Here is a 23,762-nt window from a genome sequence, read left to right as displayed (position 1 = left end):
GGTGACAACGGGGAATCCAGTAGCGCTCTCGATCGATGTGGGCGGCACCAAGATCGCGGTCGCGCTCGTCCATGCGGACGGCACGCTCCTGAGCAAACGGCAGGTGCCGACGCCTCGTACGACTGACGGCGAGGAGATCTTCGCGTCGCTGGCCGCCGCGGTCGCGTCGCTGCACGAGTCGGCGGTCGGCGTGGACGTGGTCGGAGTCGGGCTGGGCTGCGCCGGGCCGGTGGAGCTGCGGTCCGGGACGGTACGTCCGGTGAACATCGCCGGTTGGCGGGACTTCCCGCTTCGCGACCGGGTCGCCGAAATCCTGCCGCGGCTGCCGGTGTGGCTGCTCGGTGACGGGCTGGCGATCGCGCTGGGGGAGCATCGGTATGGCGCGGCCCGCGGGACCGCGTCGTCGATGTCGATGGTGGTCTCGACGGGCGTCGGCGGCGGGCTGGTGCTCGATGGCCAGCCGTATCCGGGACCAAGCGGCAACGCCGGCCACATCGGCCACATCATCGTGCAGGTGGGCGGCGACCCGTGCCCGTGCGGCAGCCACGGCTGCCTCGAGACGATCGCCTCCGGTACGAACATCGCCCGGTGGGCGCTCGCCCAGGGCTGGCAGCCGTCGTCGGACTCCACCGCCCGCGGCGTTTTCGCCGACGCCGCTGCCGGTGACGCGGTGGCGACCGCGTCGATCGACCGGGCTGGCGACGCGCTGGGCGCCGCGATCGTGTCGGCTGGCGCGATGGTCGACCTCGACCGGGTGGTGATCGGCGGCGGCGTCGCCCAGGCCGGCGCGCCGTTCTTCGACGCCGTACGAGCCGGCCTCCACTCGTACGCCGGAATGCCGTTCGTCCAGCGGATCGAGATCGTCCCCGCTGAGCTGGGCACCACCGCCGGCCTCGCCGGCGCCGCCGCCCTCGCCTTCGACCGAGCCGCCACCGGCTAGCCGCGCTCCGACCGCATGCGGCGCAAAACTGTCGTACCCACCCGTAAAAATCACCCCCACCCAAAAGGGCGGGGGGCGGGTTTGAGGAAAGCTAACCTACTCAAAATCAGACGTCTGCCTCACACCCACCCCCCGCCCGTTCAAAGGGAGGGGGCTAGAAAACAGCACACGTACGACAATTTCGCGCCGCACCCTCGACACGCCGAGCCGTGACACGCCAGAGCGGCATACGAGTGCGCCTCGAGAGGGCGGCGTTAGCCTCAGGCGAAGGCGTCCAGGAACTCGCGCAGGCCGCGGCGGGCCAGTTGGTCGGCCTGGCGGGTGGTTTCGGGCAGCCGGTAGGTCGGGCACAGCTTCAGCACGGCCTCGCAGGCCGTGTCCAGGTCGATCCGATATCCGATCGATACGTAGACAGGCTTGACACCGGTCTGAGTCCGCAGCGCCCGTCCTACGGTCTCTCCGGCATGCCTGAGCGGAGCCGAGGCGCCACGGTCCGGGCCGGGCTCGGCGGTGGCGCCGATCACCGGGGCCTTCGCGACGCCGATGGTGGGCAGGTTGGTCAGCGTGCCGATCTGGCAGGCCAGCCCGAACCGGTTGGCGTGCGCGATGCCCTGGCCGTCGCAGATCAGCAGGTCCGGCCGTACGGTCAGCTTGCTGACCGCCTCGACCAGCGCGGGCACCTGGCGGGGCAGCGTGTCGCCGGTGACCGAGCGTTGCTCGGATCGACCCACCATCACCGATGTTTCCACCGGTTCCAGGGTGTTCGTGTCGAGCACCACGACAGCGGCCGCCATCAGGCCGGTCGCCTCGTCGTACGCGGCATCCAGGCCTGCCGCGGTGTGGACTGGCCGAGGGTGGTCATCGGTCATGTCAAGCACCGCGGTATGCCGGAAATGTGGCCCACTCATGACGTTCCGTGGTGGGCCGTACACGGCGGGCACGCGCATAGCAAGGGACGCTAGCGACCCGAAGCCGTTTTGGGCAGCCCCCTGGGCCAGGTTTCTCCCATATGCCGGGATATTGATGCTCCTGAGACCCAAAGAGACTCCTGTGACGAACTACTTTCCGTGCAAAACGGACCTTTCGTCGCGTGATCGAAAGGTCAAGAGGGACCGTTGGGGCGTTGGTCACAGCTACCGGCCGTGGTCAGTGGTAAAGAGCGGGTCGGGTTGGCAGGTCCACTGGTACGGGTCCGCCACTACTCTGCGAAGCGATGCACGCGTCCGCGACCACCGCGGTGGCGTAACCGTCCCAAGCGCTTGGTCCGTCCTGCCGGCCGGACCGGACCGCGACCAACCAGTCCCGGAGCTGCGCCCGGTAAGCCGGCGCGAACCGTTCCACGAAACCGGGCGTGACCGGCGTGACCAACTGGTTGTCCGTACGCACCTGGAGCCCGGACGGCATGCCCATGCTGACCGTGCCGCGCTCCAGCACCAGTTCGGCCCGGACCTCGTAGCCGTAGTGAGCGCGAGCGAAGAACTCCACGTCCGCGACCAGTCCGTCGGACGTACGCAGCAGGATCAGCTGCGGGTCATGGATGTCCTCCAGCACCGACCGCCCGTGCACCGCGGTCGCCTCGACGATCTCGGTGCCGGTCAGCCAGCGCAGGATGTCGATCTCGTGGGACACCGAGCTGGTGATCATCCAGGCACTGTGAAAGTCGGCGCCGGCCGACGGGTTGCGGTGCACACAGTGCATGAGCAGCGGCGATCCGAGGTTTCCGGCTTCCAGTGCGGCCTTCATTCGCCGGTAGTCGGCGTCGTAGCGGCGCATGAACCCGACCTGGATCAGCCGCCGGCCCATCTCCTGCTCAGCGGCCAGGATCCGGCCGGCCGCCGACGCTTGCGGAGCGAGCGGCTTCTCGCACAGCACCGGCTTGCCGAGCTCGAGGCAGGCCAGCGCGTACGGCTCGTGGGTGCTGTCGGCGGAGGCGATGACGACCGCGTCCACATCGGCGTCGGTGATCACCGAGATCGGGTCGTCGGTAGCCTCGGTGCCGATTCGGTCGGCCAGCGCGGCGGCCCGGGTGAGATCGATGTCGGCGACCGCGGCCACCTCGCAGCCGAGCTCGAAAGCGAGTGTCTCGCCGTGGTGGACGCCCATCGCGCCGGCCCCGATCAGACCAATCCGGATGCTCATCGCGCGCCGCCCATCGGCAGTCGCGGGTCGACGTCCTGATCCGGCCACTGGCCGCGGATCCAGCCGTAATCCGGGTCATCGCGGATCAGCCAGGCCCGGTCGGCGGACGGCCCGGCCATCACGTTCAGGTAGTACAGGTCGTAGCCGGGTGGTGCGGTCGACGGCCCATGCCAGCCGTGCGGCACACAGACGACATCGCCGGGTCGTACGGCCGCGAGCACGTCGACCGGCCGCTCAGCCGTCCCGTACACCCGGTGGAAACCGAAAGCGCCGGCGTCACCACCAGCGTGAATAGCCTCCGATCGCAGGTCGAAGTAGTAGATCTCCTCCAGCTCCGACTCCTGGCCGGGCAGGTCCTCGTCGTGCTTGTGCGGCGGGTACGACGACCAGTTGCCGGCCGGCGTGATCACCTCGACCGCGATCAGCCGGTCGGCCGGAAATACCCCGGCCGCACAGAAGTTGTGCACCTGCCGGCTGCAGGCGCCGGCTCCGCGCAGCTCAACGGGCACCTCGGCGGCCGGCACGTACCGCGCTTCGAGCCGGTTTTCGCAGCGCGCGGAGACCAGTGCCAACCGGATTGGGCTGGCGGCCTGTACGCGTACGGACGAATCCCGGGGCGCGTAGACGAAGTCGGACGGCCCGTCGAAGACCGACGCGCGGCCGGTCAGCTCTGCCTTCACGTCGTCACACTCGAGGGCACACCCGCCGCCGGCCAGGGACAGCACCGCCATCTCGTCGTCGCCGGTCCGCCACTCGTACGAGCCACCCGCCGGCAGGTCGAGGATCCGCAGCCCGCTGTACGCCCAGCCGGCCCGCTCCGGGGTCAGCTCCAGCTCGTACGTGTCGGTGGCCAGCGATCCGGCCGGGTGATGCAGGGAGGCGACCATGCGCTCCATCCTCACACGCCTGCCGGACGGGGTCGGTGCCGACAGATCCGATCTTGAAGCAGGGGTGCGCGGAGCCCGTTTCGCGGTAATCTCACGCCCGTGCTCACCCTCGCTGTCCTGAGCCTCAAGGGTGGGGTCGGCAAGACGACGGTCGTGTTGGGCCTCGCCGGCGCCGCCCTGCAACGAGGCCTGCGCACCCTGGTCGTCGACCTGGATCCACAGGCCAACGCGACTTTCGCGTTGGAGCCGGCGGAAACCTCGTACACCGTGGCCGACGTGCTGCTTGGCGGCCGGAACCAGCTCGCCGGCGCGGTCGCGCCCTCTGGCTGGGGACCGGCGCTGGAGGTGCTGGTTGGCTCGGACGGCACCGAGGCCGCGAACGCGCCCGACCCCAGTGCCCGCAAGCTCAGCCGGCTGCGCACCGCACTGTCCACAGTGGACGGCAAGGACGGCTACGACCTGGTGCTGCTGGACTGCCCGCCGTCGCTAGGGCAGCTGACCCGAGGCGCCCTGGTGGCCGCCCAACGGGCGATGCTGGTGACCGACCCGTCGGTCTTCGCGGTCGCCGGTACGCGCCGGGCCTTTGACGCGGTTCAGGCCGAGCGCAAGGCGCACAACGCCGAGCTGCAGCCGCTGGGTGTGTTGGTCAACCGCTTCCGGGCCAGGTCGGCCGAGCACGAATACCGGATCGGCGAACTGCGCGAGCTGTTCGGGCCGCTGGTGCTGACCACCTTGCTGCCGGAGCGGTCCGCGGTGCAGCAGGCGCAGGGCGCCGCCGTGCCGGTGCAGCGCTGGCCCACCCCCGGCGGCCGGGAGATCGCGGCCGCGTTCGAACACCTGCTGGACAGGGTTTTACGAAGCTCTAAGAAACGTCCCGGTACCGCCAGGGCGACTGGGGCGTAGATCACATCTGCCCTGTCATCCGAATCCCCGTCATCGCCGCTTACGTTTGTCGTGAAGCTGGGGTAAAGCGGGTTTGTGCAGGCAGGCGCACTGATCACGCTGGCTGATCGGCGAACTGAACCGAACGGGCTGCCCACACGTACGTCCGTCAGGAGATGAAGGTCACCTGAGAACGGCCTGAGAGTTCCGTCATCAATTCCCCTTTGCGCCGTCTGACCTGCAGAGACTGTCCTCACAGAGGCAGCCAGGCCGGGAATCTGTGGACCCACCCGGCCGTTGTGGATGTACGAAGGCGGCACCGGGAGGCAACAATGGCAGCTTCAGATACTCAAGTGATGGAACGTCCGCGCACTCGGCGCGTAGTTGATCGTACCTCGGACCACGGCGACACCTCTGCGGATCTTGTACGCGTCTACCTGGACGGTATCTCGGCAACGGCCCTGCTGTCCGCCGAGGAAGAGGTCGCGCTGTCCCAGCGGATTGAGGCCGGCGTGTACGCCGACCAGCTGCTTTCCGATGTGACCGCGGCGCTCGGGCAGCGGCCCGAGCCGCGGCACGAGGCCGAGTTGCCGTCCGGCAAGACCGCCACGGTGGCGGACCTGCGGGCGGTGGCGGCCGACGGCGAGCAGGCCCGGCAGCACTTCCTGGCCGCGAACCTGCGGCTGGTGGTGTCGGTGGCCCGCAAGTACCCGCGCAGCCAGATGTCCCTGCTGGACCTGATCCAGGAGGGCAACCTCGGACTGATCAGGGCCGTGGAGAAGTTCGATTACCAGCGCGGCTTCAAGTTCTCGACGTACGCGACCTGGTGGATCCGGCAGTCGATCTCGCGCGCCATCGCGCAGAGCGGTCGGACCATCAGGCTCCCCGTCCACCTGGGCGAGGAAGTGGGCCGGATGACCCGGGCCCGCCGCGACCTGACCCGTGAGCTGGGCCGCGACCCGGTCGACGCCGAGGTCGCCAACGCCGTCGGCGTGACGGTGGCCCGGATCGAGGAACTGACCCGGCTGGCCAAGGATCCGGTCAGCCTGCAGTCCCCGGTCGGCGACGACGAGGAGTCGGCGCTGGAGGACTTCGTCAAGGACGCGCTTATCCCCGGCCCCGAGGACATCGTCCTGGAGTCGTACGCGAACAGCGATCTGCACCGGTTGGTCGAGCGGCTCGACGATCGGTCGGCCGCGGTCGTACGCGCGCGCTACGGCATGGACGACGGCGAGACGCACACCTTCGCCGAGATCGGCACCCGGCTCGGGTTGTCCCGGGCCAGGATTCAGCAGATCGAGCGGGAGGCCATCGGGCAGCTTCGCCGGCTGGCCGCCGAGTCCGGAGTGGACGCGGCGTAATCCGGTTCGGACAAAATCCGCCACCTTTTTCCAAGGTGGCGGATTTTGTTTTCTTCTGCGATGTCTCATGTGGACCGTGGCACAACCGGAACAGAGCGCCGGTCGCGAATGTTCTGCTGATGCGAAGGTTGTCGGCCAACGGCGGGAGTTTCATGATGCTGGTCTTTACCCGTACAGATCAGCGATGAACACCCCGCGCGGGTATTTGCCCGTTCCGCCGCTGCTCACCGTCGGCATCGACATCGGTGGCACCAAGGTCGCCGCCGGAGTCGTCGACCCGGACGGTCGCGTTCTCTCCCAGCTGCGCCGGGAAACGCCGACTCGCAGCCCGCAGGCGGTGGAAGACACCATCGCCGAGTTGGTCTTCGAGCTTTCCGACGACCACGACATCCACGCGGTCGGGATCGGCGCCGCCGGTTTCGTGGACGCGAGCCGGTCGTCGGTGTTGTTCAGCCCGCACCTGGCCTGGCGGCACGAGCCGTTGCGGGACGCCGTCAGCCGCCGACTGCGGTTGCCGGTGGCGGTCGACAACGACGCCAACGCGGCCGCCTGGGCCGAGCTGAGGTTCGGCGCCGGAGTCGGAGAGGACCACATGGTGCTGGTCAACCTCGGCACCGGCATTGGCGGCGCGCTGGTCGTGGGTGGGTCGGTGCTGCGCGGAAAGTACGGGATCGCCGGCGAGTTCGGGCACATGCAGGTCGTGCCGGCCGGTCATCGCTGCGAGTGCGGGAACCGCGGCTGCTGGGAGCAGTACGCGAGCGGCAACGCGCTCGTACGGGAGGCCCGCGGGCTGGCCGCCGCGAACTCTCCGGTCGCGCAGGACCTGCTGGAACGGGTCGCCGGTGACGTGTCCGCGATCAGCGGTCCGTTGATCACCGAGATGGCCCGCGGCGGCGACCGGGCCGCGATGGAGCTGTTCGACGAGATCGGGCACTGGCTCGGCGTCGGCATCGCCAATCTCGCGTCCGCTTTCGACCCCGGACTTTTCGTTATCGGCGGCGGGGTCTCCGACGCTGGCGACCTGCTGTTGACGCCCGCCCGGGAAGCTTTCAAGCGCAGCCTGTCCGGTCGCGGCTTTCGACCGGAGGCCCGGATCGTACGAGCCAAACTCGGCGGCAACGCGGGCCTGATCGGCGCCGCCGACCTGGCCCGCCCGCTGGCCCGCCGCTTTCGCCGGGCCCGCCGCCGGCGGGCCCGTTCGCGTGAACGGCTGATCTGATCGGACTCTGGGCGCAGGACACCAGAGGCAGGTCGGGGTGAGTGCCCGCAGAGACGAGATCTTGTCGTTCATCTCTGTCACTTCGCTTCAGCGTTCTGGCGGCCCGTAGTGGACATCTGGTTCACCACTCATTGACCGGCGGAAATACCCGGCATTACGGTCACCTCCTGCGGTCGCTCGGTCTCGGAGGTCAGTGCATGAAGCTCACTCGTCGGGGACTGGCGGTTGCCGTCGCGCTGCTGACCGCGGCCGGCACGTTGTCCGCCTGCGGCTCCGGCGGTTCGGACGGGAAGACGATCCGGGTCGTCTACCAGAAGTTCGGGGTGGGCATCCAGCTCGACGCGCATTTCCAGAAAATCAAGAAAGAGTTCGAGACAGCCAACCCCGGGCTGAAGGTCACGCTCGTACCGGTGAACGCCTCCGAGAACGACTACTACACCAAGGTCAGCCTGATGCAGAAGTCCGCGTCGACCGCTCCGGACGTGGTCTATGAGGACAGTTTCCTGATCAACTCCGACATCCAGGCCGGCTATCTCCGCCCGCTCGACGACTACCTCGCGAAATGGTCGGACTGGTCGCAGTTCCTGCCCGCCGCACAGGGCGCTGCCCGTGGTCAGGACGGCAAGACCTACGGCGTACCGACCGACACCGACACCCGCGGACTTTGGTACAACAAACAGCTTTTCGCCAAAGCCGGCCTGCCCACCGACTGGCAGCCCAAGACCTGGGACGACGTGCTGGCGGCGGCTCGTACGATCAAGGCCAAACTCGCCGGGGTGACGCCTTTGAACGTCTTCGCCGGTAAGCCGGCCGGCGAGCGGTCGAGCATGCAGGGCCTGGAAATGCTGCTTTACGGAACCGGTGGCACTCTTTACGACGCCAAAACGAAAAAATGGATCGCGCCGAGCCAGGGATTCACTGACTCGCTGGCCTTTATGCAGACCGTCTACCAACAAGGCCTCGGTCCAACGCCCCAGCAGGCGCTGGATCCGAACAGTTCCGGAGTGATGTCCGGCCAGCTCATGCCGGCCGGCAAACTCGCCATCAACCTGGATGGCTCGTGGCTGTCCAGTACGTGGTTGCCCAGCGGTGCCCGGCCGTGGCCGCAGTGGTCGTCGGTGCTGGGCACCGCGGCCATGCCGACCCAGCATGGCCAGGGGCCTGGGAAAGTCAGCATGTCCGGCGGCTGGACCCTCGCGATCAGTGCCAAGTCGAAGGCGAGTGACACCGCGTTCAAGTTCATTTCGACGGCTCTGAACAAGGAAGGTGCGCTCTCGTACGATCTCGCGGGGGCAGCCGTTCCGGTGCGTAAGGACGTGGCCGCGGATCCGCGCTATCTCAGCAGCAATCCCACCGCGAAGTTCTGGTCGGCGCTGGTCGGGGTGACCTTCTACCGGCCCGCGTTGCCCGAATATCCGCGGATCTCCAACGAAATCCAGGTGGCCACCGAGACCGTCATCACCGGCCAGGGCTCGCCGGCGGCCGCGGTGAACGCGTACGCGGCTTCCCTCAAAGGCATTGTCGGACCGTCGAACGTCGCCGGCGGCTAACGCAAATGCTGGAACAGCGCACGCTGTTCCAGCATTTCCCAGCGAAAACTAGACGGCGTGGATGGCGCCGGTCTGCAGCTGGCCGTGCTGGAAGGTCGGGTCATCCGGCCACCGCACCGTCAGGTCATGACTGTCGCCCGGAATGCGGAATTTCAGGTAGGCCGGCGGCGCCTGGTCGATGTTCTCGTCGTCGGCTGGAATGCCTTCCCAGTGCAGCACGACGCTGGCGTCGTGGCCGGTGCTCAGCGTGGTCGGCGCGACGTGGTCGTTCCAGTGCGACGCGTTGGTCGGCAGCGCCGACCCGTCGCGGGCGATGAACTCGGCCTTGGAGATGAAGCCCGTCAACGTGCAGGTCGTGGTGCCGTGGACGCTGAACGTGAGCGGCGCGTACCGTTGGCCGGCGCCGGCGTCGATCTGACCGATAGTGACGGTCACCTGGTCGGCCTTGCAGGCCGCCGGTGCCTTCGCCGGGACGGTGGCCGCGGTGGCGGCCGTGTCGAGCCCGACGACGAGAGCTCCGGCAGTCGCGAGGGTGAGCGCGCCGGTGACGATCTGTGCCTTGCTACGCAAGATTATTTGCCTTCCCAACAGACTTCGGTGTCAGTTTCAGTGCCCTGGCCGGGGTGGCTTCACCGTACAAGTAAATTCCAAACATTAAGACGCTCAAGTCGGTAAAAATGCTCCACATCACTCTGTGTGGGTCATCACAGGCGAGTGAGAATGGTTGTTCGCTGGGCGTTTCAACACGCAGCCGGCAGTGTTCACGATGGGATTTGTCGGCGATGCTGGCTACTGCCGGCGTGCTTTCGTTGCTGGCGTGGTGGTGCGTACGCCCGTGGCTGGCGCGCCGCTTCCACCGCGCGACCGCAAATTAGGGTTTGTGGCCGATCGCCAGCAAATGAGCGCTGGCGGCCCGAATGCGCGGGTCGAGTTCCAGCAACCTGGCCAGTCGCAGCGCGCACTCCTGCACTTCGGGGGTGCCACTGACATCGGCGGCGGTCCAGGCCGGACCTTCCAGTCCATATGTCAAAACGTCCGCGCAGCCGCCCGCGAGCATTTCGTCGGTCAGGTCTTCCGGACTGTGCAAGTAGGCCAGGTCCATGAAGTTGTCGTGCACCACCGAACCTCGCCCAGTCGCCAAGACCTGGCCCGCGACCTGCGTCAACGCCTCATCGAGCAAACCGCGAGACGCCAGGTCCAGGCCCGGCGCATGTCGGCTCACCGCGGCGGCGGCGACCAGGCCTCCGGGGCGTACCACCCGGACGGCCTCGGCAATGGCAGCGAGCCGCTCGGATCGCTCCAACAAGTGGTAAAGCGGTCCCAGCATGATGACCGCGTCAACGCAGGAATCCGTTTCTTCCAACGACCTCGCGTCGCCGACGCGCGCCTTTACGCCAGGAATTTCGGCCGCCACGCGTACTTGCTCGGGCACCGGGTCGACGAGCGTGACGTCGTATCCGTCGGTGGCCAACCAGCGCGAATGGACGCCGGTCGCGCCGCCGACATCGAGGACCTTGGCCGGTGGCTGCGGCAGTTGGGCGCGCAGAATTTCCTGAGTACGAACGAATTCCAGCCGGCCGTGCGCAGTGTCGGTCAGTCGACGGTCCTCGGCGTACACTTCGCTGTAAAAGGTCAGTAAGTCTGCCATCGGCTGATTTTTGCCTGGCCTGGCCGAATCCGCCACCGAGTTTTGGTCAGCCGGTCGCTGACACCGCGGTGCCAGCGAGATTTTTCTGACCTCGGGCCAAAAGTTTGGTGCCGACATACATCAGCACGGCCGCCACCGCCATTAAAGCCGCGCTCGTCAGCCACGCTGTTTGATACGACGTCAGCTGGACGAGCGTGCCAAAGCCGAGGGGCCCGGCACAGCCGCCGGCATAAACGCCGGTCTGGGTGATCGAGGTCGCGGCGGCCGGCGCGGATGGGTTGAGGCGTACGACCGCGAAATTCACCACCCCGGGCCACGCCCAGCCCAGGCCAAAGCCGGCCATCGTGCCGATCACCAGGGTGAGCTGGCCGGGCGCGGCCAGCAGCGCCAGCCCTACCGCGCCGATTGCCAGCATCACCACCACGATGCTCAGATGACCGCCGGGTTTGCGGTCAGCCAGCCAGCCGCTGCCGATCCGGCCGACGATCCCGCAAACGCTGCCGCCGGCGAGCACCAGCCCGGCGGCGGCCTCCGAGATACCGTGCCCGACCGACGAGCCGACCAGGAAGGTGCCCAGCGCGTTGGCTGTACCAGCGGCGAGGCACGCCCCGACGGCGACCACCACCAGCGCGGTGATCTTCGCGTCCCGCTCGCCGCCGCCATGCCCTTTTCGGCCACCCCCACCGGGCACCACGAGCAGCGCCGCCAACGAGATCACCGCCGCCAGCCCGAAGGCCCACCGCCAGCCAACCGTGAGGCCCAGCGCTGGCACGGCGATGCCGGCGAGCAGTGTCGAGGTGGGAATGGCGGCCTGCTTCACGCCGTACGAGAGGCCCTGCCGGCGCGCTGGCACCGACTCGGCGAGCGACAGGTTCGAACCGAGCTGCCCGAACGCGTTGGCGACGCCGCCCAGGACGAGGAAGGCGGCGAGCACCGCGTACGAGTGCGCCACGAACGCGATCCCGGCCATGCAGGCCGCCGCCGCGACGATGCCGGCCCTGGTCACCAGGGTCGCGCCGAGCTGCTCCGCACACCAGCCGGCGGGCACCGAGGCGACCGCTGAGCAGGCGAAATAGATCGCCACCAGGGTGCCCAGCCCGGCTGGGCTCAGGTGCAGCTCGTCGCTCATGAAGATGCTCAGCCCGCCGACCAGGAACACCGGCACCACCGAGGCGACCGTCGCGGTGACCGCGCTGATGGCAGCGTGCACGCCGGTCGTCGGGTGGGCATCTCTGCTGATGTCGATGTTCTTCACGCTAAGTCGGTTTGGCCCGTTCGCCGCTGTGAAATCAGCCTCAGTCGGCTCTTCGTGCCAGACTGGGTGGCGTGCCTGAGCTGCCTGAAGTGGAGGCGCTCGCCGCGTATCTGCGCGAGCGCGCGGTCGGCCATGCCATCGCCCGGATCGACCCGGTCGCGATCAGTGCCCTGAAGACGTACGACCCACCCGTCACCGCGCTCGCCGGCCTCACCCTCACCGGCGCCGGCCGGCACGGCAAGTTCCTGGATCTCGACGTGGACGGCCTGCACCTGGTCGTCCACCTGGCCCGGGCCGGCTGGCTGCACTACCGCGAGTCACTGCCGGCCGCGCCACCCAAACCCGGCAAGGGCCCGATCGCGCTCCGGGTCCACCTCGATGACGAGTCCGGCTTCGACCTCACCGAGGCCGGCACGAAGAAGGGTCTCTCGGTCTACTTGGTGACGGACCCCGCGCTGGTCCCCGGCGTCGCCCGGTTGGGCCCGGACGCGATGTCCGTCACCGTCGACGAGCTGGCCGCGATCCTGTCCGGTCAGGGCAGCCGCATCAAGAACGTACTCACCGAGCAGTCCGTGATCTCCGGCGTCGGCAACGCCTATTCCGACGAAATCCTGCACGCCGCCCGGCTGTCGCCCTTCGCCATTTCCTCGAAGCTGTCGCCCTCGGACGTGCAAGCCCTGCATTCGGCGATTCAGCTGATCCTGACCGACGCGGTCACCCGCAGCGTCGGCCAGGGATCAGCCACCCTCAAAGGCGAAAAACGCTCCGGCCTGCGCGTCCACGCCCGGACCGGGATGCCCTGCCCGGTCTGCGGCGACACCGTCCGCGAAGTCTCGTACGCCGACAAATCCCTGCAATACTGCGCCACCTGCCAAACCGCCGGTAAACCCCTGGCCGACCGCCGAATGTCCCGCCTCCTCAAGTAGCCCGTCGTTACAATCGGATTCCGATTGCAACCAAGCCCCGCACCTTCGTTGGGGGTTAGCGGCCTAGGCGGGCGCCCATGTAGTCGACCGGGACGGTCTGCTCGGTTTCGACGGCCTTCATGGCGGCCTCGAGCATGGCGACCACTTCGGCGCCGTGTTTGCCGGTGGAGGGGGAGGCGGCGCCGTCGCGGATGGAGAGCAGGAACTGCTCGGCCTCGTTGCGCAGCGGTTCGGTGTCCTCCAGGACCTGAGGGGTCTCCTCGCCGTAGCGGTAGGACAATTTGAAGTCGCCGTACGACTCCGAATAACCCGGCACGTCGACGCCCTTGTCACACAGGACGACCTTCGAGTCGGCGGAGAGGTCGTCGTAAATCAGCATTTTCTTCGAGCCGACGAAGACCATCTGACGGATCTTTTTGGCGTCCAGCCAGGAAACGTTGAGTTGCGCGACCGCGCCGGAGCCGAATTCCAGGTTCAGGAAAGCGACATCGTCCAGGCCCGGCTGCAGGAAGGAGCGGGCTCGGCCGGAAACGGTCGTCGGGCGCTCACCGAGAACGTGCGACAGGATCGAGAAGTCGTGTGGTGCGAGGTCCCAGAGGGCGCCCACGTCATGCCGGACCGGGCCGAGGTTGACTCGCGTCGAGGTGGCGTAGCGGATGTCGCCGAGCTCGCCGGAAGCGACGATTTCGCGGATCTTGCGCACGGCCGGTGTGTAGACGAAGGTGTGCCCGACCATCAGCTGCAGACCGGCGTCGGCGGCCAACCCGACCAGCTCGCGGGCCTCCGCGGAGTTGGTGGTGATGGGCTTTTCGACCAGTACGTGCTTGCCGGCTTCGATGGCCTGCTTGGCCAACGCGAAATGCGTTTTGGCCGGCGTACAGATAACGACCGCGTCGATGCCGGCGGTCAGCACCTCGTCCAGCGACGCGTACGAGACGATGTCCGGCCGGTTTTCCTTCAACCGCTGGCGGCTGTCCGCGCTGGGGTCACCGACGATGACTTCGCACCCCAGGTTGGAGAAGTTGCGCAGAAGGTGCGGTCCCCAGTACCCGTACCCCAGCAGTCCGATCCGTAGCCCGGTCTGCTCACTCATCCCCACGGCCTCCTTGGTCGGTCAGCCGTGCAGGCGTGCCCGAAGTCGATGTCTGGTGCAATCTCAGTGCAGCGCGGACGTTAGCATCGACCGCCATGGCACAAAGTCGTCGCCTTCGCGTGGGCATGCTGGCCGTCACAAATTACGAGAGCGATCCACGGGTCCGCCGGCAGGCGGAAGCCCTGGTCGCTCGCGGCGATGAGGTGACCGTGCTGGCCCTCAGCTCGGCCGACCGGCCGCGCCACGAGCTGCTGGACGGCGTCCGGGTCGTGCACTTCAAGACCGAGAAGTTCCGCGGCGCTGGCGGCGCCGGCTACCTGAAGTTGTACGGCGACTTCGGCGTGCGAGCCGGTGCCTGGCTGGCCGCCAGACCGCGCAGGTTCGACGTGATCCAGGCGCACTCGATGCCCGAGGTGCTGGTCTTCTGCGCGGCCGTGCAGAAGCTCGTACGAGTGCCGTTGTTGCTGGACGTACACGACATGACCTCGCGACTTTTCGAGTCCAAGTTCGGTGATTCCAAGATCGTCAGGGCGGTGCACGCCAGCGAGACCATGTCGATGGCCTTCGCCAACGAGGTCATGACCGTGCATGAGCCGTACGCGGAGGCCCTGCGTGCGCGTACGAAGCGGCCGGTCACCAGCGTGCTGAACTCGCCGGATGAGGCGATGTTCACCCCGAGCCGGTGGCGCGGCTGGGACCCGGCCGGCGAGGTCGTCTTCAGCTATCACGGCACGATCGCGCCGCGGCATGGGCTGGTGGCGCTGGTAGAGGCGCTGGCGCTCGTACGCAAGGAGCTGCCGAAGGCTCGCCTGCAGGTACGCGGCGGCGGCGACGGCCTGGCGGCGGTGGCCGAGAAGGTGCAGGAGCTCGGCATGCAGGACGTGGTTGACCTGCCCGAACGGGTCTACGCGGTGCACGACATGCCGGCCCAGATCGATCGCGTCCACATCGGCGTCGCACCGAACCAGCTGGACATCTGGACCGCCGACACGCTGCCCACCAAGCTGTTGGAGTACGCGGCGATGGGTGTGCCGTCGATCAGTTTCAAGAACCCGGTGGTGACCCGGTACTTCCCGGACGACGCGGTGTCGTACGTGGATCCGGCGAGCGCCCAGAACCTGGCGACCGCGATGCTCGCGCTGGCCAAGGACCCCGAAGCGGCCCGCAAGCAGGCCGACCGGGCCTCCGAGGTGATGGCCGAGCTGTCCTGGGCGAAGCAGAAGCTGATCTACCTCGACGTGCTGGACCGGATGGCAGGCAAATGAGCGACACGATGGCGAAGCCAGCCAGCGGCGGGCCGAAGAAGGCCGAGTCGCGCAAGACCAAGAAGGCCCGCAAGACCCAGGAGGCGAAGGCCGCCGCCGACGCGCTCGCGGCCCGCCGGAACCGGCCCGTAAGGCCGCCAACCCCGCCACCAGCGACGCCTGAGCCGGTCGAGGTCGAGCCGATTCCGCAGATCAAGCCGGGCCGGGCCATCGTCAGCTCCGGTTTGCTGACGATGTTGGCGCTGGTCAGCATCGGGCTGGTACGGCTGGTCCATGGCTCGCTGGTGAACCATCACCTGGCCAATCCGGCCAAATATGGCACGGTCACCCTGCTGATCGCGATCGCCACCGTGACGAGCCTCGCGTTGCCGGCCGGGGTGGCCAGCGCGATGAGCAAGTTCATCCCGTATCACCGCGGTAGCGGTGCGGAGCCGACCGCTCGCTCGGTCTACCGCTTCCTGTCCCGGCTGGGACTCGCCGGTTCGGTGTTCTTCGGGATCGCAGTGGGCTTGCTCACACCGCTTTTCGTCCCCGAGGTCGGCGTCCGCGACGCGATCCTGGTGGGTCTGTTGACGTTTACCTTCAGCACGTACAGCTTCGACAAGTCCGCGCTCTACGGCTTCGACCGGGTCGCTTCGTACACGAAGCTCGAGCTCTCGACCGGTGTGCTGACGATCCTCATCACGATCGCCATCCTGGTCACTCCGTGGCAGGGCTATCTGCTGCCGTTCGTCGTCGGATACGGCCTGTTCACGCTCGGGGCCAGGATGCTGCTGCGGGCCAACATGGCCGGCGAGGTCGCGCCCGTCTCGGCGTTCGACCGGCGTGAGGTGATCGCGTTCGTCGCACTTGCCTGCGCGGGCACGTTGGCCTCGACCGGGTTCCTGTACGGCACGAACATCCTCGCCAAGATCTTCTCGACTCCGGCGGCGGTGGGCTACTTCGGCGCCGCGGTGACGCTCGTACAACCGATGAACCTGCTGCCACGGGCGCTCAACCTCGCGCTGTTCCCGGCGATGGCGCACGCACAGGGTGCCGGCGACACCGATGCCGTGCGACGGCATACGGACATCTCGACTCGCGCCCTCTTCTTCGTTCTCGCGCCGCTCTTCGCGGCGGCGATCCTGGTGGCCAGGCCGATCCTGATCATCTTCGGCAAGAACGCGGAGAGCGGCACGACGGTGCTGCAGATCATGCTGGCGGCGAGCTTCCTCGCGGTCGTCCAGGTGGCATCGGTGAACGCGCTGTCGTCGGGAAACCTGCGGCAGGTCCGGATCCCGGTCATCTCGGCGGTCACCGGCGCGGCGATCGGGGTCATCCTCGCCGCGACGCTTTCCGGCCCGCTTGGCGCGGCCGGCATCGGGCTGGCTTACCTGCTTGGTACGACGGTGATCGCCGGCGGGCCGATTGTGGTCACGTGGCGGCTGCATCGGATGCAGTGGACGGGCATGGTGGTGCGGTCGTTGGCGGTGGTCGCGTTGGGCGCGGCGGTCGCCGCGGGGCTGGATGCGACGCGCCTCACAGCCGGCTTCACCGGCGTGCTGGCCGCGCTGGTGGCGGCCGTTGTGGTATTCGCGACAGGTGTCCTGATTCTGCTGCCTGAGCTGCGCAAACTCTACGCGGTGGCGCGCCGGAAAGGGCAGCTGTGATCGCCCCGAACCGGGTAGTTCGGGGCACACATCCGCAAGGCCGGCACCCTTCGGTGCTAAGCTTTTCTGGTCACGTGCTGCTGTCCGCGAGCAGCCGGCGGCACCTGCTCTGAATGCCCAGGGCAGAGGTCACCGGCAGCGGCGGAGGAGAGCTTCGAGCAGGGTTCAGAAGCTCCAAGCGGCCCGACGGACACCGGTGGTGCCGATCGAGGAGGCTCGGCTTGACCGTTCTATCTAGGGGTGGGCCCGCTGTGGCCTCTGCACCCCTCACAGTGACGACCGCGGCGGTTTCCGGTCGTCCAGGCGTGCCCCAGTCTTCGCTGATCTCCCAGCTCTCTGACGAGCTGGTGAAGCGCGGCCGGATCCAGCGGGTGGCAACCCGTGGCCTGGACATCTTGCTCGCGAGCGTCGGCATTCTGCTTTCTTCGCCGTTCATGCTGGTCGCCCTGCTGTGGGTGGCCATCGACTCGCCCGGGCCGGTGCTTTTCCGGCAGCAGCGGGTCGGCCGCGGCGGGCGGATGTTCACGATGCTCAAGTTCCGGTCGATGCGGACCGGGGCGGACGAGAACGTCCACAAGGAGTACGTGCAGAAGATCTACACAGAGGGCGCCAGCACGGTGGCGGCCAAGCTGCACAACGACGACCGGGTGACCCGGTCCGGCAAGCTGCTGCGCAAGACCAGCCTGGACGAGCTGCCGCAGCTGTTCAACATCCTCGGCGGCTCGATGAGCCTGGTCGGACCCCGCCCGGTGCTGCCGTACGAGGTCGAGGTGATGGGCCCGGAGAACCTGGACCGGTTCGCCGTCAAGCCCGGCCTCACCGGCCCCTGGCAGGTGTACGGCCGCGGTCGGGTGACATTCTTGGAAATGATGGAGCTGGACGTCAGCTACGCGCGCAAGGCCAGTGTGTTCACCGACTTGGGGCTGATCATTCGTACGCCCCTCGCGGTGCTCTCCGGCAAGGGCGCGAAGTGACGAGGGCGTTGGTGTGATCGCCGCGCCGCCGCTGGCTCGCCGGCCTGGGGTCAGTTACTGAACTGACCCCAGGACACAACTTCACGCGAGAAATCTTCGACGGCGACCTGACTGGATACTGGCGATAGTGACCACTTTGACGACTGCTGACCTGGCCCCTTCTGCCCAGCCGGAACCGGCACCCGATCCCAGGCCACTGTCCGCGCCGATTTCGCGCGCGCTCAGCCTGGTGGTGCTCGTTCTGCTTGCCGCCCTTCTGGTGGACGTTCTCTTCGAGGGCTGGGTGCAACAGCTCTTCGGCCACCCCGGACTACCCAACGCCAAGGGCGATCCCACGTGGATTCTTGCGGACTGGCCCAAGAACGTCAAAACAGGGCTTTTCCTCCTGGTGCTCGGCTTTACCGTTATCAAGGTAGCCGTTGACAAAAGCTGGCGGGACTTTTTCACCAAGGCCGAGCTGGCTTTGGTCGCCCTGGGCGTCATCATGGCGATTTCCGGGTTCTTCGGCGGCAGCGGCGCGGTACTGATCGGGCAGGCGCTGTTTGTCTACTTCCGCGGTGTCATCGTGTTTTTCGCGTGGCGCGCGGTGCGGCCGACCACCAAGCAGCTGAAGCCGATCCTTTATCTGGTCGGTGGCATCGCGGTGCTCAACGCGGGGCTGGCGATCGTCGAGACCCTGATCGGCTACCCGGCGTACCAGTGGCTCGGCTGGACCGACCTCACCTGGGCCCGGATCAACCGGGCGCACGCGCTGCTGAACCACCCGAACCACCTCGGGCATTTCCTGATGATCGTGGAGATCGGGCTGATCGCCTGGTTCAGCACCAAGGACAAGATCTCCAAGAAGCTGTGGTTCCTGTTCGGTTTCCTCGCGCTGGGCATGTCGGCGACCCAGTCACGCGAATCGGCGATCGGGTTCGTCTTGGCCGCCGTGGTGATCTGGTGGATGCGCCGGCGCCCGGTACGGCCGCTGGCCATCGCGCTGATCCTGGTGGTCGGCTTCACCGGCCTGCAGCTGCTGAACAGCACCGAGAACAGGGTGACGCTGGAGAAGCGGATTCTCGGCGTGTTGGCCGCGCTGCATTTCGGCGCCGGGTCATCGGCCGAGGACCAGCCGGGCATCCCGGCCCGCGAGATCCGGGTGCTGTTCTACCAGCAGGGAGCCAAGCTGTTCGTCGAGCGGCCAGTGCTCGGCTACGGCGTCGGCCAGTTCGGCGGCACGGTGGCCTTCCAGCACGACCCGACCTGGTACAAGAAGTTCAACTTCAACCTGTACGGCGCGAAGCCCGACCAGGTCGACTCGTTCTGGTTGCACCTGGCCGTGGAGACCGGCGCGCTGGGCGTCCTGGGTTACCTGGTCTGGCTGTTCTTCCTGATCGCGCCCATGGTCCGGTCGCGTACGAGGGGACCGGACGTCTCGCCGTACGTGCTGTGGGGGCCGCCGGTGGTGGTCGCCGCGGTGGTGGCGGCCTTCCTGTCGCCCTCGCTGGAGGACCAGCTGTTCCCGGTGTTGTTCTTCACCGTGCTCGGGCTCGGGTGGTCGGCGCTGCGACGTGGCGACAACGCGGACACCGTGCCGGCCACCCTGCTGGCCGGTCCGGCGCTGTCGGTGACCAAGTTCTGGCGGCCGGCGGTGCTCGCCGAAGGCGCGACCGACGACCACCTGAAGTTCAGCTGGCGGTCGCCCAAACCGGCCGTCGCCGACGCGGCTCCGGCGGCCTCGGCGACCGGGCCAGCGCACGCCGCACCGGAACCTGCAGTGCCTGAGGATTCTGCTGAAACAGCTGGCCAGCAGGCCGATGACGGGCCCGATCCGGGCTCCGAGGACGCCACCGGCCGGCATCGCAGCGGGTGACTGGCCGCACATCGGCGGTAGCCGGATTTCGGTTCCCCGGCCGGTCGCTGGCACACTGAACCGCTGGCGCACCCGGAGCGGTCCACAGCCGGCCGGGCAGTGCGGCGGAACTAGAGGCGCAATGGGGCGCCTCACCCGAAGGGAGGCTCACAGACCTGTGAGCGCACCAACTGCTGACGGCATCGCCCAGATCGGCTTCGGCTACTGGGGTCCGAACTTGTCTCGCAACCTCGCGGCCCACGCCGCTGGTCGCTGGCGGCACCTGGTCGACCTGTCCCCGGAGCGCCGGGACAAGGCCGCCTCGCTCTACCCGCAGATCAACGTCACCGAGGACCTGGACAAGGTGCTCGCGGACGAGACGGTCGGCGCGGTCATCGTGTCCACCCCAGCGGCCAGTCACGCGTCGCTGGCGCGCAAGGCGCTGGACGCCGGCAAACACGTCTTCGTGGAGAAACCGCTCGCGCTGACCACCGCGGACGCCGTGAGTGTCGCGGAGCAGGCGGACCAGGCCGGGCTGGTGCTGATGGTGGGGCACACGTTCGAGTTCGTGCCGGCCGTACGCAAGATGAAGGAGATCATCGACGCCGGAGACATCGGCGACGTGCTCTACATCCACTCGCAGCGGCTGAACCTGGGCCGGATCCAGAGCGACATCAACGCGTTCTGGTCCATCGGTCCGCACGATGTCTCGATCGCGAACTACCTGACCGGCAGCAATCCGGAGTGGGTGTCCGCGCGCGGCGCCCGCTACCTGAACGAGACCGTCGAGGATGTCACGTTCGTGACCGTCGGCTACCCCGGCGGCATCCTCGCGCACATGCACGTCTCGTGGCTGGACCCGTCCAAAACCCGCAAGACCACGGTCGTGGGCAAGGACAAGATGCTCGTGTACGACGACATCGACGCCGACGCGAAGCTCAAGGTCTACGACAAGGGCGCGGACCGGCTGGACGCCGACTCGTACGGTGCTTATCAGTACCGCCTGCGGGACGGCGAAATGCACGTACCGCGGCTGGAGATGGTCGAGCCGCTCGCGACCGAGCTCAAGCACTTCCTGGAGTGCACGGTGACCGGCGAGCGTCCGCGTACGGACGGCTGGAACGGCGCCCGCGTGGTGGCCGTACTCGAAGCCGCCGACAAGTCCCTGAAGGCCGACGGGGACAAGGTGAAGATCGATCTGCCGGTCTCTTCATGACGGCGGCTCTGACGATTTCTCCGCTCGCTGTCGTGGACAGCAGGGCGGAGTTGGGTGCCGGCACGGTGGTCGAGGAGTTCTGCTCGATCGGCCGCGCCGGGCCTGACCAGCCGTTGGTGGTGGGCGCGGGTTCGACGCTGCGCAGCCACACGGTGATGTACGCGGGCAGCACGATTGGTGCCCGGTTCGCCTCCGGTCACCACGCGATGATCCGCGAGAACTGCACGATCGGTGACAACGTCTCGGTCGGCTCGCTCACCGTGCTGGAGTTCAACGTCACGGTGGCCGACGGCGTACGCATCCATTCCCAGTGCTTCATCCCCGAGTACACGGTGCTCGAGGAGAAGGCCTGGATCGGGCCGCGGGTGACGGTGACCAACGCGCCGTTCCCGCGCTGCCAGCACATGCCCGACTGCCTGGTCGGGGTGCGCATCGGCCGTGAGGCCAAAGTGGGGGCGAACGTGACCCTGCTTCCCGGCGTCCAGATTGGGGAACGGGCGCTGGTTGGTGCGGGCGCGGTGGTGACCAAGGACGTGCCAGCCGGCGCGGTCGTGGTCGGCAACCCCGCGCGCGTGGTGAAAACCATCGACGAGCTGATCTGTACGGTCGGCGAACCGCACCCCCCGTATCCCTCGTCCGCGAACTAACAGTTTCTGGAGTATTCAATGCCGAACATTCCACTGGTAGACCTCAAGGCCAACTACGCCCGGCACAAAGAGGGCATCGACGCCGCGATGAAGGAGGTCATCGACAACACCGCCTTCATTCAGGGCCCCGCGGTCAAGCAGTTCGAGGCCGATTTCGCCGCCTTCTCGCAGGTCAAGTACGCCGTGGGTGTCGCGTCCGGCACCGCCGCGCTGCACCTGGCGATGGTCGCCGCGGGCATCGGCCCCGGTGACGTGGTCGCCACCCCGTCGCACACCTTCATCGCCACCGTCGAGGCGATCAGCTACACCGGCGCCACCCCGCGGTTCATCGAGATCGACCCGGAGACGGGCCTGATGGACCCGCAGGAGCTGAAGAAGAACATCGACGGCGTCAAGCTGGTGCTGCCGGTGCACATCCACGGCCGCCCGGTCGACCTGGACGCCATTGGCGCGATCTGCGCCGACGCCGGCATCCCGCTGATCGAGGACGCCGCGCAGGCGCAGGGCTCGGACTACATCAAGGCCGACGGCACCAAGGTGCGTTGCGGCGGGTACGGCCTGGCCGCCTGCTTCTCGTTCTACCCCGGCAAGAACCTGGGCGCCTTCGGTGACGCTGGCGCGGTCACCACCAACGACGAGGCGTTCGCGAAGAAGGTCGCGCAGCTGCGTGACCACGGCCGTACGAGCAAGTACGTGCACGAGATGCTGGGCTTCCCGGAGCGGCTCGACACGCTGCAGGCCGCCGTCCTGAAGGTCAAGCTGACCACGTTGGACGCGGACAACGAGCGTCGCCGCGAGATCGCCAAGCTCTACAGCGAGAAGCTGGCTGGCGTCGGCGACCTGCGTACCCCGCCGGAGACCCCGAACCTGATCTCGAACTACCACCACTACGTCCTGCGGACCGGCCAGCGCGACGCGTTGGAGGCGTTCCTGAAGGAGAACGGCGTCGGCGTGGTCATCCACTACCCGGTGCCGGTGCACCTGCAGCCGTCGTACGCGGACCTCGGCTACAAGAAGGGCGACATGCCCATCACCGAGGCGTACGCGGACAGCATCGTGTCGCTGCCGATCTTCCCGGAGCTGACCAACGAACAGGTCGACACCGTGGTCGCGGCCGTGAAGAAATATTTTGAGCAGGTTTGATTTCTAAGGCGCAATAGGCCGGTGTCGCCCGGGGCGCCCAAAGCAACAGCGGACCAGGCCGTGGTGCGGATTGGTGTGGATCTACCATTTGGCACCAATCCGGTCACCAGGGACAAGGCAGGCAGGTACTCGCTATGACAGCAGCGCTTCGGATCCTGGCAGTCACCAACCTTTGGCCGGAAGGCGGAAGCTTTCGCGGAGTTTTTGTTGAGGAACAGGTCGAAGCGTTGCGCAAGCTCGGGCACCACGTGGATGTTGAGGTCGTCGCGCAGTCGCGGGGCAGCAAGGACTACTTGCTTGCCGCCCCGCGGGTGCGGGCTCGTGTTAAGGCCGGCTCGTACGACGTGGTGCACATCCATTACGGCATGACTGCCGCGTCCGCCCGGCTGGTCGGCAATGTGCCGCGCGTTCTTTCGCTCTATGGCAGCGATGTGAACTCGCCCAAGGAACACCGCATCACCCAGCTCGGCTCCGGTGGCGTGGCCAAACGCATCTATGTTTCGAAGCGGCTGGCGCAGACCGCGGGCGACCAGGACGGCGTGGTGATCCCGAACGGGGTCGATTTCGCCACGTTCGTGCCGGCCGATCGGGAGGCGGCACGGGCCGCGCTCGGCATCGAACCGCACGAGAAGGTCGTCCTTTTCGGTGGTATGCCGACAAACTCCGTCAAGGGCTACGACGTTTTCAGTGACGTGCTCAAGGAGCTGAAGGCGTCCGACGACTCGATCCGCGAGCTGGTGCTGTCCGCGCCGAACCAGCCGGTCGAGAAGATCGTTGAGAAATACAACGCGGCTGACGTGTTCCTTTTCACGTCCCGCAAGGGATCCGAGGGCTCGCCGACGGTGGTCAAGGAGGCCGTCGCGATGGGTTTGCCGGTGGTCAGCGTGGACGTCGGCGACGTCGCCGAGATCACCCGCGAGGTCACGCCGTCTCAGGTGGTCGCCTTCGCCGAGCCGTGGGGCACGCCGGCCGCGCGCGAGGCGCTGGTGAAGTCGCTGGCCGACGCGGTGACCGAGGTGCTCGACACTAAGTCCCGCTCCAACGGCCGCGAGGCCTGTGGATGGCTCGACTCACCACGGATCGCCGAACGGATCGTCGAGGTCTACCGGTCGGTGGTCCGTTGAGTCCGGAAGG

The 23,762-nt window shown here is 67.5% G+C and carries 21 protein-coding genes; 14 read left to right on the top strand and 7 right to left on the bottom strand.

Annotated elements, in window-relative coordinates:
* Window position 1: 1 nt before the first annotated feature.
* Window positions 2-940: an ROK family protein gene (locus tag ABD301_RS13975; RefSeq protein WP_344310495.1), complete on the top strand. Its 939-nt coding sequence runs from the start codon at window positions 2-4 to the stop codon at window positions 938-940.
* Between the two features lie 260 nt (window positions 941-1,200).
* Here ABD301_RS13975 and ABD301_RS13970 read toward each other — a convergent pair whose 3' ends face one another.
* The 3 genes from ABD301_RS13970 to iolB form a co-directional block, all read right to left on the bottom strand.
* Window positions 1,201-1,809: an endonuclease V gene (locus ABD301_RS13970; RefSeq protein ID WP_344310493.1), complete on the bottom strand. Its 609-nt coding sequence runs from the start codon at window positions 1,807-1,809 to the stop codon at window positions 1,201-1,203.
* A 277-nt stretch (window positions 1,810-2,086) separates the two neighbouring features.
* Entirely contained in the window at window positions 2,087-3,079 is a 993-nt protein-coding gene (locus ABD301_RS13965) for a Gfo/Idh/MocA family protein (RefSeq protein WP_344310491.1), read from the bottom strand.
* Window positions 3,076-3,966 (bottom strand): 5-deoxy-glucuronate isomerase, encoded by an 891-nt coding sequence (gene iolB, locus ABD301_RS13960; RefSeq protein WP_344310489.1) that lies wholly within the window; start codon window positions 3,964-3,966, stop codon window positions 3,076-3,078. The genes ABD301_RS13965 and iolB overlap by 4 nt, the downstream gene beginning before the upstream one ends.
* 99 nt (window positions 3,967-4,065) lie before the next feature.
* On the opposite strand from iolB, the gene ABD301_RS13955 reads away from it, so the two are divergent.
* The 4 genes from ABD301_RS13955 (at window position 4,066) to ABD301_RS13940 (ending at window position 8,978) form a co-directional block, all read left to right on the top strand.
* Complete coding sequence (locus tag ABD301_RS13955) at window positions 4,066-4,869, top strand: ParA family protein (RefSeq protein ID WP_344310487.1); 804 nt, start codon at window positions 4,066-4,068, stop codon at window positions 4,867-4,869.
* Window positions 4,870-5,204: 335 nt separating this feature from the next.
* Window positions 5,205-6,209 (top strand): sigma-70 family RNA polymerase sigma factor, encoded by a 1,005-nt coding sequence (locus ABD301_RS13950; protein WP_344310485.1) that lies wholly within the window; start codon window positions 5,205-5,207, stop codon window positions 6,207-6,209.
* Between the two features lie 184 nt (window positions 6,210-6,393).
* On the top strand, window positions 6,394-7,428 hold the full coding sequence (locus tag ABD301_RS13945; RefSeq protein WP_163568252.1) for an ROK family glucokinase: 1,035 nt from the start codon (window positions 6,394-6,396) through the stop codon (window positions 7,426-7,428).
* 197 nt (window positions 7,429-7,625) lie between these two features.
* Window positions 7,626-8,978, top strand: a complete 1,353-nt coding sequence (locus tag ABD301_RS13940) for an extracellular solute-binding protein (protein WP_344310482.1) — start codon at window positions 7,626-7,628, stop codon at window positions 8,976-8,978.
* A 48-nt stretch (window positions 8,979-9,026) separates the two neighbouring features.
* Here the strand turns inward: ABD301_RS13940 and ABD301_RS13935 are convergent, their stop codons facing one another.
* The 3 genes from ABD301_RS13935 to ABD301_RS13925 all read right to left on the bottom strand — a co-directional run bounded on the left by ABD301_RS13935 (window position 9,027) and on the right by ABD301_RS13925 (window position 11,881).
* On the bottom strand, window positions 9,027-9,548 hold the full coding sequence (locus ABD301_RS13935; RefSeq protein WP_344310480.1) for a DUF4232 domain-containing protein: 522 nt from the start codon (window positions 9,546-9,548) through the stop codon (window positions 9,027-9,029).
* A gap of 301 nt (window positions 9,549-9,849) precedes the next feature.
* Window positions 9,850-10,626, bottom strand: coding sequence for a class I SAM-dependent methyltransferase (locus ABD301_RS13930; RefSeq protein ID WP_344310478.1), 777 nt, complete (start codon window positions 10,624-10,626; stop codon window positions 9,850-9,852).
* Window positions 10,627-10,672: 46 nt separating this feature from the next.
* Entirely contained in the window at window positions 10,673-11,881 is a 1,209-nt protein-coding gene (locus tag ABD301_RS13925; RefSeq protein ID WP_344310476.1) for an MFS transporter, read from the bottom strand.
* A gap of 71 nt (window positions 11,882-11,952) precedes the next feature.
* On the opposite strand from ABD301_RS13925, the gene ABD301_RS13920 reads away from it, so the two are divergent.
* Complete coding sequence (locus ABD301_RS13920; protein ID WP_163568255.1) at window positions 11,953-12,807, top strand: Fpg/Nei family DNA glycosylase; 855 nt, start codon at window positions 11,953-11,955, stop codon at window positions 12,805-12,807.
* Window positions 12,808-12,862: 55 nt separating this feature from the next.
* Here ABD301_RS13920 and ABD301_RS13915 read toward each other — a convergent pair whose 3' ends face one another.
* On the bottom strand, window positions 12,863-13,900 hold the full coding sequence (locus ABD301_RS13915; RefSeq protein WP_344310473.1) for a Gfo/Idh/MocA family protein: 1,038 nt from the start codon (window positions 13,898-13,900) through the stop codon (window positions 12,863-12,865).
* Between the two features lie 95 nt (window positions 13,901-13,995).
* Here ABD301_RS13915 and ABD301_RS13910 point away from each other — a divergent pair, with 95 nt between their 5' ends.
* The 8 genes from ABD301_RS13910 (at window position 13,996) to ABD301_RS13875 (ending at window position 23,752) form a co-directional block, all read left to right on the top strand.
* Complete coding sequence (locus tag ABD301_RS13910; RefSeq protein WP_344310471.1) at window positions 13,996-15,165, top strand: glycosyltransferase family 4 protein; 1,170 nt, start codon at window positions 13,996-13,998, stop codon at window positions 15,163-15,165.
* The gene (locus tag ABD301_RS13905) at window positions 15,162-16,814 is read left to right on the top strand and encodes a lipopolysaccharide biosynthesis protein (RefSeq protein WP_344310469.1); all 1,653 of its coding nucleotides are present in this window, start codon (window positions 15,162-15,164) and stop codon (window positions 16,812-16,814) included. The genes ABD301_RS13910 and ABD301_RS13905 overlap by 4 nt, the downstream gene beginning before the upstream one ends.
* A gap of 251 nt (window positions 16,815-17,065) precedes the next feature.
* Window positions 17,066-17,788 carry a sugar transferase gene (locus tag ABD301_RS13900; protein ID WP_344310467.1) on the top strand — a complete coding sequence of 241 codons (723 nt, stop codon included), beginning with the start codon at window positions 17,066-17,068 and terminating at the stop codon, window positions 17,786-17,788.
* 127 nt (window positions 17,789-17,915) lie between these two features.
* Entirely contained in the window at window positions 17,916-19,643 is a 1,728-nt protein-coding gene (locus ABD301_RS13895) for an O-antigen ligase family protein (RefSeq protein WP_344310465.1), read from the top strand.
* Window positions 19,644-19,800: 157 nt separating this feature from the next.
* On the top strand, window positions 19,801-20,838 hold the full coding sequence (locus tag ABD301_RS13890; protein WP_344310463.1) for a Gfo/Idh/MocA family protein: 1,038 nt from the start codon (window positions 19,801-19,803) through the stop codon (window positions 20,836-20,838).
* Window positions 20,835-21,485: an acyltransferase gene (locus ABD301_RS13885; RefSeq protein WP_344310461.1), complete on the top strand. Its 651-nt coding sequence runs from the start codon at window positions 20,835-20,837 to the stop codon at window positions 21,483-21,485. Before ABD301_RS13890 ends, ABD301_RS13885 begins: the two co-directional genes overlap by 4 nt.
* 18 nt (window positions 21,486-21,503) lie before the next feature.
* The gene (locus ABD301_RS13880; protein WP_344310459.1) at window positions 21,504-22,628 is read left to right on the top strand and encodes a DegT/DnrJ/EryC1/StrS family aminotransferase; all 1,125 of its coding nucleotides are present in this window, start codon (window positions 21,504-21,506) and stop codon (window positions 22,626-22,628) included.
* Window positions 22,629-22,762: 134 nt separating this feature from the next.
* On the top strand, window positions 22,763-23,752 hold the full coding sequence (locus ABD301_RS13875) for a glycosyltransferase family 4 protein (RefSeq protein ID WP_344310457.1): 990 nt from the start codon (window positions 22,763-22,765) through the stop codon (window positions 23,750-23,752).
* The last annotated feature ends 10 nt before the right edge of the window (window positions 23,753-23,762 follow it).

The organism is Fodinicola feengrottensis (genome assembly GCF_039530045.1).
GTDB classification, from domain to species: domain Bacteria; phylum Actinomycetota; class Actinomycetes; order Mycobacteriales; family HKI-0501; genus Fodinicola; species Fodinicola feengrottensis.
This window is presented reverse-complemented; position numbering and strand designations above follow the sequence as displayed.

Bases quoted from the DNA above. Each gene is read 5' to 3' on its own strand.
- ABD301_RS13910 (WP_344310471.1), top strand. From the start codon at position 13,996: ATGGCACAAAGTCGTCGCCTTCGCGTGGGCATGCTGGCCGTCACAAAT.
- iolB (WP_344310489.1), bottom strand. From the start codon at position 3,966: ATGGTCGCCTCCCTGCATCACCCGGCCGGATCGCTGGCCACCGACACG.
- ABD301_RS13875 (WP_344310457.1), top strand. From the start codon at position 22,763: ATGACAGCAGCGCTTCGGATCCTGGCAGTCACCAACCTTTGGCCGGAA.
- ABD301_RS13915 (WP_344310473.1), bottom strand. From the start codon at position 13,900: ATGAGTGAGCAGACCGGGCTACGGATCGGACTGCTGGGGTACGGGTAC.
- ABD301_RS13965 (WP_344310491.1), bottom strand. From the start codon at position 3,079: ATGAGCATCCGGATTGGTCTGATCGGGGCCGGCGCGATGGGCGTCCAC.
- ABD301_RS13930 (WP_344310478.1), bottom strand. From the start codon at position 10,626: ATGGCAGACTTACTGACCTTTTACAGCGAAGTGTACGCCGAGGACCGT.
- ABD301_RS13940 (WP_344310482.1), top strand. From the start codon at position 7,626: ATGAAGCTCACTCGTCGGGGACTGGCGGTTGCCGTCGCGCTGCTGACC.
- ABD301_RS13950 (WP_344310485.1), top strand. From the start codon at position 5,205: ATGGAACGTCCGCGCACTCGGCGCGTAGTTGATCGTACCTCGGACCAC.
- ABD301_RS13970 (WP_344310493.1), bottom strand. From the start codon at position 1,809: ATGACCGATGACCACCCTCGGCCAGTCCACACCGCGGCAGGCCTGGAT.
- ABD301_RS13885 (WP_344310461.1), top strand. From the start codon at position 20,835: ATGACGGCGGCTCTGACGATTTCTCCGCTCGCTGTCGTGGACAGCAGG.
- ABD301_RS13945 (WP_163568252.1), top strand. From the start codon at position 6,394: ATGAACACCCCGCGCGGGTATTTGCCCGTTCCGCCGCTGCTCACCGTC.
- ABD301_RS13905 (WP_344310469.1), top strand. From the start codon at position 15,162: ATGAGCGACACGATGGCGAAGCCAGCCAGCGGCGGGCCGAAGAAGGCC.
- ABD301_RS13880 (WP_344310459.1), top strand. From the start codon at position 21,504: ATGCCGAACATTCCACTGGTAGACCTCAAGGCCAACTACGCCCGGCAC.